Raw genomic sequence first — 11746 nt, forward strand, 5'->3', positions numbered from 1 at the left:
CGGGTCAAGGCACGCTTTCCCGCCTTGACCCGGCACTGCCGGCCGTAGTCACAATCCCGGCTTCGGGGTGGCGGGGCACCAAACAGCCCGTCGGCCAAAGCAATGCCGCAACCACCCCCGGAAACCGCCCCTCAGGGAAAGCAGGGGAGTTTTCGGGCTTGGTCCCGCCCCGCCGAGGGGCCGTCCGAGAACCGGCCCAGTGCCCATCGGTACCCTCGTCCACGTGCATGCCACCAGCACGGTTCAGGCCGCAGACTCACCCGTGACGACGTCGGCTCCCCTGACGTCGGACAGCAAGACGTTCTCGCGCGCCTTCGCCGATATCAAGGCCGGAATCCGCGCCCGCGAGCTCTGGGGTCACCTGGGCTGGCAGGACATCAAGCAGCGGTACCGCAGATCGGTGATCGGGCCCTTCTGGATCACGATCAGCCAGGCCGTCCTCGCCATCGGGCTCGGGCTGCTGTACTCGCAGCTGTTCAAGCTGCCGGTCGAGGTGTTCCTGCCCTACATCTCCACGGGCTTCATCCTGTGGGGCTTCATCCAGGGCTGCCTGTCCGAGGGCATGGAGACGTTCATCGCGAACGAGGGCCTGATCAAGCAGGTCCCGGCGCCACTGAGCGTGTACATGCTGCGCACGGTGTGGCGGCAGACACTGATGCTGGCCCACAACCTGATCGTCTACGTGGCCGTGGTGGCGATCTTCTTCAGCGCGCTTAGCAAGCCCTACTCGCTGCTGGGCGACGGGGCGTGCGTCACCGGTCACATCTGCCACCCGGGCCTCAGCTGGAACATCCTGCTCGCCATCCCCGGTTTCCTGGTGCTGGCGCTGAACGCCGGGTGGGTGACGCTGCTGTTCGGCATCATCTCGACCCGCTTCCGCGACATCCCCCAGGTCATCAACTCGCTGATCCAGCTGCTGTTCTACGGCACGCCGATCGTCTGGCCGGTCGACCAGCTGATGACCGGCGGCACCCGCGAAGGCGCCTCCTGGATCCTGCCGATCGTCAAGGTGAACCCGCTGTACCACTTCATGCAGGTGGTTCGCGCCCCGATGCTGGGACAGGAGTTCTCGGTCGGGAACTGGATCGTGGTCGGCTCCATCACCGTCATCGGTTGGGCTCTCGCGCTGGTCGCGATGCGCAACTACCGTGCCCGCGTCTCCTATTGGGTGTGACACATGGTTTCCATTGACGTCCACAACGCGTTCGTCGACTTCCCGATCTTCGACGCGAAGACGCGGTCGATGAAGAAGAAGGTCCTCGGCAAGGTCGGCGGCAAGATCGGCACCGACACCAAGGTGCCGATCATCGAAGCCCTGCACGACGTGACGCTCAGCCTGCGTGAAGGCGACCGCGTCGGCCTGGTCGGGCACAACGGCGCCGGCAAGTCCACGCTGCTGCGCCTGCTCGCCGGGATCTACGAGCCGACCCGCGGCTCGTCGCGGATCAAGGGCAAGATCGCGCCGGTGTTCGACCTCGGCATCGGCATGGACCCGGAGATTTCGGGCGTCGAGAACATCATCATCCGCGGGCTCTTCCTCGGCATGACCGCCAAGGAGATGGAGAAGCGGGTCGACGACATCGCCGAGTTCACCGAGCTCGGCGACTACCTGCAGATGCCGCTGCGGACGTACTCGACGGGTATGCGCGTGCGGCTGGCGCTCGGTGTCGTCACGTCGATCGACCCCGAGATCCTCATCCTCGACGAGGGCATCGGCGCGGTCGACGCGGCGTTCCTCAACAAGGCGCGCGACCGGCTCAAGGACCTCGTCAAGCGCTCCGGCATCCTGGTGTTCGCCAGCCACTCGGACGAGTTCCTGTTCGAACTGTGCGATTCGGCCATCTGGATGGACGAAGGTCACCTCAAGCAGCAGGGTTCGCTGCGGGACGTCCTCACGTCGTACAAGGGGCGCGACCCCTTCGAAAACATGAGCCAGGAAACCTTGGAGCGCTTCGGCATCGAGCCGGTGGCGACGACGAACGGCGGGGAATGATGGCCAGCGAGACCCGGCAGCTGCCCGACGGCGCGGTCGTCGGCGTGGTCGTCACGCGGCACCGGCGCGAGCTGCTCGCGGACTCGCTGAAGGTCATCGCGGCCCAGACCCGGCCGGTCGACCACCTGGTGGTCGTCGACAACGGGCCGGACGACTCCGCGCGCGAAGTCGTCGAGAACTACCCGCTGCCGCACACGTACCTGCCGTCGCACCGGAACCTCGGCGGCGCCGGCGGGTTCGCGCTGGGCATGCTGCACGCGCTCTCGCTGGGCGCGGACTGGATCTGGCTGGCCGACGACGACGGGCGCCCGGCCGACGAGAACGTCCTCGCTATCCTGCTGGAAGAAGCGGAAAAACGGGACCTGGCGGAGATTTCGCCGGTGGTGTCGAACATCGACGCGCCGGACAAGCTGGCGTTCCCGTTGCGCCGCGGCCTGACCTGGAAGCGTGCGCAGTCCGAGCTGGGCACCGACTTCCTGCCCGGCATCGCGTCCCTGATGAACGGCGCACTCTTCCGTGCGTCCACTTTGGACGTCGTCGGCGTGCCGGACCTGCGCCTGTTCTTCCGCGGCGACGAGGTCGAGCTGCACCGCCGGCTCGCGCGTTCGGGGCTGCCGTTCGGGACGTCGCTCAAGACGAAGTACCTGCACCCGGACGGCTCGGACGAGTTCAAGCCGATGCTGGGCGGCAAGTTCCACGCGCAGGACCCGGAGAACGAGGTCAAGCGGTACTACACCTACCGCAACCGCGGCTACCTGCTTTCGCAGCCGGGCATGCGGAAGATCGGCGCGCTGGAGATCGTCCGGTTCGGACTGTACTTCGTGGGCGTGAAGCGCGACCCGAAGGCGTTCCTGCAGTGGCTGAAGCTGGTGCGGCAGGGCCGCGCCGAGAAGTTCTACCGCTACTGAGAGTCCCAGCGGAAAGGGCCCCCGCTCGAGGAGCGGGGGCCCTTTCCGCTAGACGTCTCACTCGCCGATGACCGGCGGCGCCGTGCGCATGTCCGTGCCGAAGACCTCGTCGGGGTCACCCTCGACCAGGTACGTCGGGCGCGAGTGCTCGGTGTCCTCGTCGCCTTCGCCCTTCTGGCCGCGGCCCAGGCCACCGCCGCCGGGACCCATGCCGCCACGACCGGCGGCACCCGAGCCGAGACCGCCCATCCCTCGCCCCGCGGCCGCTTCCGCGGCGCCGATCCCGCCCGGCCTGGCCGCGCCCGACGCCGCACCCGCGCCCGTCGCGTTGCCGGCGCTCGAGCCGCCGGGCCCGAACCCGCCGCCGCCACCGCCGCGCCCGCCGCCACCGCCGACCTTCGAGTTGTACGCCTCGTCGCCGCCGAAGTTCATCCCGCCCATCGGCATCGGGCTCATCGGGGGCATCCCGCCGAACTGCTGGTTCTGGTTCGACGTCGACGCCGCCGGGACCGAGCTGGGCGTGAAGCCGGACGGCGTGGTGGTGCCCGACGGCACGAACCCCGACCCGGTGGTCGAGGCGGGCCCGGAGAACTGCGGTGTCCCGGTGGTACCGGGCACGAAGTTGTTGTGGGTCCCGGTCGGCGTGTTCACCGGGTTGCCCACCGGCATGGTGATGTTCCGCTGGTCGATGCCGTTCTTGTCGCCGGTGCCGTTCGGGTCGCCGCTGCTGCCCCCGGTGCTGAAGCTCGGCGGCGGCGCGAAGGCGGGCTGCTTGGAGGCGGCCTCGTAGAGGTTCTTGTCGTAGGTCGCCATGACGCTGGCGGCCTCGTCGTGCGCCGCCTGGCTGTCCTTCTGCTTCTGAAGCGACTTGTCGACGTTGTCGGGCAGGCTGAAGGGGTTCGAGGTGGCCCAGTCCTTGAACTCGTCCTTCCAGCTGAACGGGATGGGGGCCGGCATGGAGTTCTTCGCCGTGGCGGCGGCCTGGCCCTGGTCGTAGATGGTTTCGGAGGCCAGCTTGGCGTTCTGGGAGTTGGCGTCCGACCACTTGCTCAGGCTGGTGAAGTACTGCTGCGCGTTCTCGGCCGCGCTGCCTTCCCAGGTGCCCTTGGACGCGTTGACCGCGGTGTTCATCGACTGCGCGAACTTGTCGAAGACCTTGTGGACTTCGTGGTAGGCGGTCGAGACCTCAGACACCTGGTCGACGTTCAGGTTGCTCTGGAGGAACGCTTGCAGCTGGGTGTGGTCCGTGCCCTTGTAGTCCGCGTTGGGTGCGTTGAGGCCCTGGACGTACTCGACATCACGGCCCCGGGTGGCGTCCTTGACGTTCTTGTCGCCCATCTGCTGCGACTGGTTCTTCGCCTGGGCTTGGGCGATCCACTGCTGGACCGGTCCGAACAGCCAGCTGCCGGGGTCGACACCCTCTTCGGCCTTCTTCTGCAGGTAGGCATCCCGCTCGGCGGGCGCCATGTTCTGGACCTCTTGGGGCGTCTTGTCTGCGGTCTTCGGCGGCGGTCCCTGTCGTGTCGTCATCTGGGTCCCCTTACCCCTTGGGCAGCTTCGGCTCGACGGCCTTCGTGGCCACGTCCTCGGCGATCTGGCAGGCCTTCTCGACGGTCCTGACCGAGGTGACGTTCACGTCGACGCGTGCCTTGTCCCCCACGCCGAGGGCGACCGTGCACCCCAGCGGCGTGGTGCTGGACGCTTCCTTGGCCTTGCGGCCGTTCACCTCCAGGTCCTTGATGCCGTTCCCGGTGTCGACGACCGAACCGAGGGGCGCGTCATCGCGGATCGCGACGTTGATGCCCATGCTCTCTTCGCTCGCGGTGGTGGTCTTGTTCAGGTAACCGCAGACACGCGCCGTACCGAGCTTCTGCTCTTTGGCGTCGCCGAACGTGCTGTAAGAACCGATGTCGGACGGGGTGAGCAGCGTGCACGGTTCCAGCGATGTGGTCGTGGCACTGCCCGGGTCCGCCGAAGCCGAACCGCCGGACGTGGGCGCGGCCGGCTCCGACCCGGCGGGCGACGCGGTTCCGGGCTGGGTGGTCGTGCAGCCGGCCAGCAGGAAGGCGCCCGCGGCGAGGGGCAGGACAGCGCGTGCGAGGAGTTTCATCGTTCCCTACGGCTTGGACTTCATGGCGTCGAAAGCAGCGTTCTCGGATGCGTTGTAGAGGCCGGCGGCACGCGCAAGCGCCTGATCGGCCTGCTCGGCCACCTCGCGGAGCTGGGCCAACACGACGCCGGCGGAGCCGTCCGCCTGTGCCGCGCCCTTCTGGTCGTGGGCCGCGATGGTGTGCCCGTAGGGGTGGTTGCCCAGCTGCGGCGACTGGTTGAGCGTGTAAGTGGTCTGCTCCAGCCCGCGCAGGTCGGTGACCAGCTCGTTCAGCGCGTCCCGGATCGGCTTCACCCCCTCCGGGGTGATCTTGAAACCACCGTTCGCGGCCGCGGCGACCAGCTTGTCCGTCTCGGCCTTGACGGCCAGGACCGCGGCGCCCATGCTCGCCGAGGAGAGCGGGTTGACAATGTCGGCGATCGAGCCTCCGCCCCCGCCGTCGGCAATCAACATCGCAGTTCCACCCCGAATCGCTTCACCCGTGCGTGTGCACCAGGGAGTCTACTAGCCGGGCACCCTCCGCCACGGCCGTTCACCGATCTTCACCTTCGACGCAGCCACGCGGCACGCGGTTCCGGACCGTCAGAACTGGCCTTCGAGCTGGGCGTACAGCTGCTGGGCCAGCCGGGCGTTGTCGGCCGGGGCGTAGGTGATCCAGCGCTGGCCGTCGGCCGCCGCGCGCGACGACATCAGCCAGCGGCCGTTCGGGGTGTCGAACCAGGCCAGCGGCGGGAACGTGCCGGCGCGGGTCTGGGCCGTGAACTGGCCCACGCGCTTCTTCGGCTCCTGGAAGACGCGCTCGATCATGCGGACCTGCGGGCCACCGCCGCCGCTTTGCGAACGCGGGCCGGTGACGCCGGCGAACGGGTCGTACGCCTCGTCGCGGCGCTGGTGGCGGGGCTGCTGGACCGGCCGCGAGATCGTCACCGACTGGCCGGGCGCCGCCGGCGTCAGCGGGAGCAGGTCGACGATCGCCGGCACGATGCCCGTCGGGCGGACCTCCTCGAACACGATGAGGTTGTCCTCCTGGCGGGCGAGCACCGCGAACTGGCCGTCGGAGGCGACGCGGGCGAACAGGTGGCGGTCGCCCAGCTCGGCGGCCGCGTTGATGGTCACGCTGCCGCGGACGAACGTGGCCAGCGCCAGCTCGGCGTCCGGGTCGAGGCGCCCGCGGCTCCACAGCCCGCGGCCGGACAGGTCGCGGATGACGGCGTCGCGGATCATCGCGCGCTGCTCGACGGTCGTACCGACGTGCGGCACCTCGAACGGTGTCGGCGCGCGGCCGAACCCGAGCTGTTCCAGCAGGATGTCCACCGCTGCCAGCGACAGCGAGAACGAGTGCGGCATCGTTTCCGTCCCCCCGGGTGCTTCCGGTCTTTCGCCAAGGACGGTAGCCGACTCCCTCCGCCCTCAGCGAACCCGCTTGCCGGGGCAAGATCGGCGCTGGTCCGATGGACGCATGGCTGACCCCAAACCCGCCCTCGTCCTGCACCTCGCCACCGGCGGCGAACCGCTGCTGTTCGCGCTGACCACCGAAGAATCCGGACGGCTGGCGGGCAAGCTCGCCCAGCTGGTCGAGGACGGCGCCGTCGAAACGGTGACGACCAAGGACCACTCGCCCGTCACGGTCAACTTCGCCCACGTCGCCGCCGCGTACGTCGACGACCTCGCCCGGAAGAGCACCGTGTTCGGCATGCACGCCTGACAGCGCCGATCCAAAACAGGCGAAGGCCGCCTCACGACGCACGTGAGACGGCCTTCGCGAAGCACGTCAGAGCTTGTACAGGCGCTTCCAGTTCTCGCGCGAGGTGAGCTCGGGCATGGCCCGCTTGTACTGCTCCTGCACCGCCGCGCCTTCCTTGCGCAGCCGCTGGATGACCCGTGCGCCCTGCTTCGCCAGCGCGAACATCTTCACCCGGTCGTAGGACCGGACGCGGACGCCTTCCTGGCTCGCGTCGGTGACCACCGCCGTTTCGAACTGCGCGATGTGCCACCAGTTGGCCTCGTCGATCGGCACCGCGCCGAGCCCGAAGCGGCTGCGGCCGAGCACCCGGTCGAGCACCCGCTTGAGCAGCACCACGCGCTGGAAGGGGGGCCGCGGCGGGGTGTTGATGATGCCGATGTCGCTGGAGGCGATGCCCGGGACGTCGGTCGCCTTGTGGCGCTTGGTCTCCGGGTAGTTCTCGCGGATCCGCCGGATCTCCTGCATCGCCTCGACCCCGCCGTCACGCAGGATCTCGGGACCCTTGAGGAAGTCCTCGACGGCCTTGATCAGCGTCGCCGAGAGGCCGTACTGCATGCCGAGCAGGTAGCGCACCAGCTGCGCGAGCAGCACCCGCGAAAGCAGGTTCAGGTTGAACGGCGAGTGCAGGGCCGCGGTGATGATCGAGTTGCGCAGGTTGAAGTACCGGTGCCACTCGTCCCAGTCCTTCATGTGGAAGTCCGCGTGCCACACGCCCGCACCCGGCAGGGTGACGGTCGGGAAGCCGTGGGCGCGGGCCCGGTAGGAGTACTCGGCGTCGTCCCACTGGAAGAAGAACGGCAGCGGGTAGCCGGTGGCCTTGACGACCTCGTAGGGGATCAGGCACGACCACCAGCCGTTGTAACCGGCGTCGAGGCGGCGCTCCTGGCGGTTCGGCTTCAGCGTCTCCTCGTCCACGCCGAGCAGGTCGGCGGTGGTCAGCGAGTGCTCGACCGGCTGGCCGGGCTCGAGCGTGTTGAGCCGCGCGTACTCGGCGCCGACGTGCAGCTGGTTCGGGTGGAACAGGTTCAGCATCTGGCCACCGACGATGATCGGGTCGGCGGCGCGGTTCGAGAACGCCGTCATCCGGATCACCAGGTCCGGCTCGAGCAGGACGTCGTCGTCCATGAACAGGACGTTCGCGTGCTCGGTGGCGGTGTGCCCGGCCACCTCGAAGAGGCCGCGGGTGAAGCCGCCGGCTCCGCCGAGGTTCGGCTGCTTGATGTAGTGCAGCTTGTCGGCGAGGTCCTTGGCGACCTGCTCGAAGCCGTCACGCGACTCGACGAGGTCGGTGCCCTGGTCGGCGACGTAGATCGCGTCCAGGGTCTCCAGCGACGAGACGTCCGCGGCGAGGGCCTGCAGGTTCTTCAGGCAGTCGTCCGCGCGGTTCATCGTGCAGATGGTGACCGCGGTCGGGCGGATCTTCGCCGGGGCCTCGACCGTCCAGCGGACCTGCTCGACGCGCAGCGTCTGGCCGCCCTCGGTCTCGAGGTCGAGCCAGAGCGCGCCGCCGTCGTAGAACTTGTCCAGCTTGCCGGTCAGCGACACCTTCGCCTGCTTGGCGTCCTTGACCTGCTCGGCGGCCACCACGCGCGGCTCGCCCTCGACGTCGGACGCGCCCATGGACAGCAGGCCGGTGCCGGTCACGACGGCCTCGACCGAGACCTCCGACACGTTCGTCCAGCGCTGCCAGTAGCTGGCCGGGAACCGGCCGAAGTACGTGTTGCCCGACACCTTGGAGGCCGGCTCGAGGGTGATGGTCGCACGTTCCCGCACGGCCGCGCCCCACTCGAGCTCGGCGTACAGGTCCTTGCTGACGATCGGCGCCGGGCCGGCGTAGAGCCCGCGCTGCGCCGTCAGACGGCCCTGCGGAGTGTGCTCGGTGAACCGCGTCTCGGCGGCCGGGCCGGCTTCGGTGGTCGGCGCCGGGGTGGCTGTCTTGCCGGGCATGGAAGTCCTCAGTTCTCCTCAGTCGACGGCTCGCGGAAAACGACCCACTTGAGCATCACGAAATTGATCACGGTGGCGGTGGCCTGCGACACGGCCCAGCACAGCGTGTGCTGCCACGCGGACTCCGGCAGCACCTGCAGCGCCAGCTGGTTCACCCCGACCGCGACGAAGAACGTCACGGTGTAGAGCAGGACGAACGAGCCGATCTGCGCCTTGCCGTCGCGGCGGCCGCCGGCGAAGGTGAACTTCCGGTTCAGGAAGAACGCCGTGGTCGTGCCCACGATGAAAGAGATAGCGCGGGCGATGTCGACCCACGGTGAGGTGGCCATCCCGGCCACCTGCGTCAGCAACGTGTAGGTGCCGAGGTCGACGAGGGCGCAAAAGCCCCCGATCAGGGCGAAGCGGATGAGCTGGCCCAGCAGTCCCGGGGAGGACTGCGCAGCCGTTATGTCGGCTTGCGGATCGGTCGCCACCACTGCTTTACCTCGTCACATGTGTCACGGTCACCCGCGCGGGCGCTTGTGCCTTGATGCGCAAAGTGTAGAGAGGAGGGCTTCAGTGCCACTTTCCGGGCGTGGCTACTCCATCCATGCCCCCGCCGCCACCCTCAACGGAGGCGCTTCGCGCCGCTGGTTTACTTGACGGGTGACCCAAGCACCCAACACACAGCGTCGCACGCTCATGGGCTGGGCGCGGACCGCACCGACCACCGCCGACGTGCTGACCACCTCCGATGTGGAGGTCATCGCCCGTGCCGTGGCCCTGGCCGGTGCACGCGGCGTGATCGCCCGCGGCCTCGGCCGGTCCTACGGCGACCCGGCGCAGAACGCCGGCGGCCTGGTCGTCGACATGACGGCGCTGAACCGGATCCACTCGATCGACCCGGACACCGCGCTCGTCGACCTCGACGCCGGTGTCAGCCTCGACCAGCTGATGCGCGAGGCCCTGCCGTACGGGCTGTGGGTGCCGGTGCTGCCGGGCACGCGCCAGGTGACCATCGGCGGCGCGATCGCCAACGACATCCACGGCAAGAACCACCACAGCGCGGGCAGCTTCGGCAACCACGTCGTGTCGATGGACCTGATCACCGCCGACGGGCAGCTCCGCACGCTGACGCCGGAGGGCCCGGATGCCGAGCTGTTCTGGGCGACCGTGGCCGGCATCGGCCTCACCGGCATCATCGTCCGGGCGAAGATCCGGATGACCAAGACCGAGACCGCGTACTTCCTGGCGGACAACGAGCGCACGAACAACCTGGACGAGACGCTCGAACTGGTCAGCAACGGTTCCGACGACAACTACACGTACTCGTCGGCGTGGTTCGACACGATCTCCACCGGCTCGAAGCTCGGCCGCGCCGCCTTCGGCCGCGGCTCGCTCGCGAAGCTGGACGAACTGCCGCCGAAGCTGCGCGCGAACCCGCTGAAGTTCGACGCCCCGCAGCTGGCGACGCTGCCGGACGTCTTCCCGAACGGGCTGGCCAACAAGCTGACCTTCGGCGCCATCGGCGAGCTGTACTACCGCAAGACGCCGAAGGCCGCCCGCGGCGTGATCCAGAACCTGACCGCCTTCTACCACCCGCTCGACATGTTCGGCGAGTGGAACCGGGCCTACGGCTCGAAGGGTTTCCTGCAGTACCAGTTCTCGACGCCGCTGAACGCGCACGAGCCGCTGCGGAACATCGTCAAGAAGATCGCCGAGTCGGGGCACGTGTCCTTCCTCAACGTCTTCAAGCGGATGGGCGAGGGCAACGCGGCGCCGCTGTCGTTCCCGCACCCGGGCTGGATGGTGTGCGTCGACTTCCCGATCAAGGACGGCCTGGGCCGGTTCTGCCAGGAGCTCGACGAAGACGTCCTGGAGCTGGGCGGGCGGCTGTACACCGCGAAGGACTCGCGCACCTCGCCCGAGACGTTCGCGAAGATGTACCCGCGGCTCGAAGAGTGGCGCAAGGTGCGCGCTTCCATCGACCCCGAAGGCGTTTTCGCCTCTGACATGAGCCGGAGGCTCGAACTGTGATCGACGCGGTGGGCAACCCCCAGTCCCTGCTCCTGCTCGGCGGCACGTCCGACATCGCGCTGGCGATCGCCGAGAAGTACCTGGCCGAGAAGCCGCTGCGCGTGGTGCTGGCCGCCCGGCCGTCGCCCCGGCTGGAGGCGGCCGCCCAGCGCCTGAAGGACCGCGGCGCCGAGGTGTCCACAGTGGACTTCGACGCTGCGGACACGACCTCGCACCCGGCCGTGCTGGCCAAGGCGTTCGAGGGCGGCGACATCGACGTGGCGGTCGTGGCGTTCGGCCTGCTCGGCGACCCCGAAGAGGTGTGGCAGGACCACGCGAAGGCCGTCGAGCTGGCGACCGTGAACTACACGGCCGCGGTGTCGGTCGGGGTGGCGCTGTCGGAGAAACTCAAGGCCCAGGGCCACGGCACGGTGATCGCGCTGTCGTCGGTGGCGGGCGAACGGGTCCGGCGGTCCAACTTCGTCTACGGCTCGACGAAGGCGGGTTTCGACGGATTCTACCTGGGCCTCGGCGAGGCGCTGGCGCCGTTCGGGGTCAAGGTGACGGTCGTCCGGCCGGGGCACGTGAAGACGAAGATGACCGAGGGGCTCAAGGACGCCCCGCTGGCCCAGACGGCCGAGCAGGTCGCGGAGATCGCGGTCGGCGCGGCCCGCGCGGGCAAGGAACTGGTGTGGGCGCCGGCGCAGTTCCGGCTGGTGATGTCGGCGCTGCGGCACGTGCCGCGGCCGATCTTCCGGAAGCTCCCGATCTGACCCTTCCCGCCCCTCGGCACGGCCGGGTTCACGGGCGACTTCGTGCTCGGAGCGATCGCGGGCGGGACGGCGGCCAAAACTCCCCCCTCCCTGGACAGGGTTCCGGCAAAGTCGGAGGGCCTTTCAGGTGGCTCACCGGCGTGAGCGGCAGGCTGACCGGCCTGAGTGGCTGGCTCACCGGCGTGAGCGGCTGGCTGACCGTTGTGAGCGGCAGGCTGCCACCCAGACCTCCCCGCAACCCCGATCCGAAGCCCCAACACGGCCGGCAGTGCCGGG

The 11746-nt window shown here is 68.9% G+C and carries 12 protein-coding genes; 6 read left to right on the forward strand and 6 right to left on the reverse strand.

What is annotated here, in order from left to right; genetic code table 11:
* The first annotated feature begins 223 nt into the window (after positions 1-223).
* The 3 genes from wzm to glfT1 are packed head-to-tail and all read left to right on the forward strand — an operon-like array spanning position 224 to position 2901.
* Positions 224-1174, forward strand: a complete 951-nt coding sequence (gene wzm, locus ACWED2_RS47850; RefSeq protein WP_449697152.1) for a galactan export ABC transporter permease subunit Wzm/RfbD — start codon at positions 224-226, stop codon at positions 1172-1174.
* Positions 1175-1177: 3 nt separating this feature from the next.
* Positions 1178-1993 (forward strand): galactan export ABC transporter ATP-binding subunit Wzt/RfbE, encoded by an 816-nt coding sequence (wzt, locus tag ACWED2_RS47855; RefSeq protein WP_449697153.1) that lies wholly within the window; start codon positions 1178-1180, stop codon positions 1991-1993.
* The gene (gene glfT1 / locus ACWED2_RS47860) at positions 1993-2901 is read left to right on the forward strand and encodes a galactofuranosyltransferase GlfT1 (RefSeq protein WP_449697154.1); all 909 of its coding nucleotides are present in this window, start codon (positions 1993-1995) and stop codon (positions 2899-2901) included. The genes wzt and glfT1 overlap by 1 nt, the downstream gene beginning before the upstream one ends.
* Before the next feature lie 57 nt (positions 2902-2958).
* On the opposite strand, the gene ACWED2_RS47865 is transcribed toward glfT1, so the two are convergent.
* The 4 genes from ACWED2_RS47865 to ACWED2_RS47880 all read right to left on the reverse strand — a co-directional run bounded on the left by ACWED2_RS47865 (position 2959) and on the right by ACWED2_RS47880 (position 6358).
* Positions 2959-4431, reverse strand: a complete 1473-nt coding sequence (locus ACWED2_RS47865) for a hypothetical protein (protein ID WP_449697155.1) — start codon at positions 4429-4431, stop codon at positions 2959-2961.
* 10 nt (positions 4432-4441) lie between these two features.
* Complete coding sequence (locus ACWED2_RS47870) at positions 4442-5011, reverse strand: DUF3558 domain-containing protein (RefSeq protein WP_449697156.1); 570 nt, start codon at positions 5009-5011, stop codon at positions 4442-4444.
* A 6-nt stretch (positions 5012-5017) separates the two neighbouring features.
* Positions 5018-5464, reverse strand: coding sequence for a hypothetical protein (locus ACWED2_RS47875; protein ID WP_449697157.1), 447 nt, complete (start codon positions 5462-5464; stop codon positions 5018-5020).
* A 129-nt stretch (positions 5465-5593) separates the two neighbouring features.
* Positions 5594-6358, reverse strand: a complete 765-nt coding sequence (locus ACWED2_RS47880) for an ESX secretion-associated protein EspG (RefSeq protein WP_449697158.1) — start codon at positions 6356-6358, stop codon at positions 5594-5596.
* A 112-nt stretch (positions 6359-6470) separates the two neighbouring features.
* Here ACWED2_RS47880 and ACWED2_RS47885 point away from each other — a divergent pair, with 112 nt between their 5' ends.
* Positions 6471-6716 (forward strand): hypothetical protein, encoded by a 246-nt coding sequence (locus tag ACWED2_RS47885; RefSeq protein ID WP_449697159.1) that lies wholly within the window; start codon positions 6471-6473, stop codon positions 6714-6716.
* 66 nt (positions 6717-6782) lie between these two features.
* Here ACWED2_RS47885 and ACWED2_RS47890 read toward each other — a convergent pair whose 3' ends face one another.
* Together ACWED2_RS47890 and ACWED2_RS47895 are read right to left on the reverse strand one after the other, a co-directional pair.
* Positions 6783-8702, reverse strand: a complete 1920-nt coding sequence (locus ACWED2_RS47890) for a glycosyltransferase (RefSeq protein WP_449697160.1) — start codon at positions 8700-8702, stop codon at positions 6783-6785.
* A gap of 8 nt (positions 8703-8710) precedes the next feature.
* Positions 8711-9178, reverse strand: a complete 468-nt coding sequence (locus ACWED2_RS47895) for a GtrA family protein (protein ID WP_449697161.1) — start codon at positions 9176-9178, stop codon at positions 8711-8713.
* A gap of 205 nt (positions 9179-9383) precedes the next feature.
* On the opposite strand from ACWED2_RS47895, the gene ACWED2_RS47900 reads away from it, so the two are divergent.
* Together ACWED2_RS47900 and ACWED2_RS47905 are read left to right on the forward strand one after the other, a co-directional pair.
* Positions 9384-10718, forward strand: coding sequence for an FAD-binding protein (locus ACWED2_RS47900; RefSeq protein WP_449697163.1), 1335 nt, complete (start codon positions 9384-9386; stop codon positions 10716-10718).
* Positions 10715-11470 carry a decaprenylphospho-beta-D-erythro-pentofuranosid-2-ulose 2-reductase gene (locus tag ACWED2_RS47905; protein ID WP_449697162.1) on the forward strand — a complete coding sequence of 252 codons (756 nt, stop codon included), beginning with the start codon at positions 10715-10717 and terminating at the stop codon, positions 11468-11470. Before ACWED2_RS47900 ends, ACWED2_RS47905 begins: the two co-directional genes overlap by 4 nt.
* Positions 11471-11746 lie beyond the last annotated feature (276 nt).

The organism is Amycolatopsis sp. NPDC005003 (genome assembly GCF_053600695.1).

Excerpts from the sequence above, each read along its gene's own strand:
- wzt (WP_449697153.1), top strand. The coding sequence starts at position 1,178 with ATGGTTTCCATTGACGTCCACAACGCGTTCGTCGACTTCCCGATCTTC.
- glfT1 (WP_449697154.1), top strand. The coding sequence starts at position 1,993 with ATGGCCAGCGAGACCCGGCAGCTGCCCGACGGCGCGGTCGTCGGCGTG.
- ACWED2_RS47865 (WP_449697155.1), bottom strand. The coding sequence starts at position 4,431 with ATGACGACACGACAGGGACCGCCGCCGAAGACCGCAGACAAGACGCCC.
- ACWED2_RS47870 (WP_449697156.1), bottom strand. The coding sequence starts at position 5,011 with ATGAAACTCCTCGCACGCGCTGTCCTGCCCCTCGCCGCGGGCGCCTTC.
- ACWED2_RS47875 (WP_449697157.1), bottom strand. The coding sequence starts at position 5,464 with ATGTTGATTGCCGACGGCGGGGGCGGAGGCTCGATCGCCGACATTGTC.
- ACWED2_RS47880 (WP_449697158.1), bottom strand. The coding sequence starts at position 6,358 with ATGCCGCACTCGTTCTCGCTGTCGCTGGCAGCGGTGGACATCCTGCTG.
- ACWED2_RS47885 (WP_449697159.1), top strand. The coding sequence starts at position 6,471 with ATGGCTGACCCCAAACCCGCCCTCGTCCTGCACCTCGCCACCGGCGGC.
- ACWED2_RS47890 (WP_449697160.1), bottom strand. The coding sequence starts at position 8,702 with ATGCCCGGCAAGACAGCCACCCCGGCGCCGACCACCGAAGCCGGCCCG.
- ACWED2_RS47900 (WP_449697163.1), top strand. The coding sequence starts at position 9,384 with ATGGGCTGGGCGCGGACCGCACCGACCACCGCCGACGTGCTGACCACC.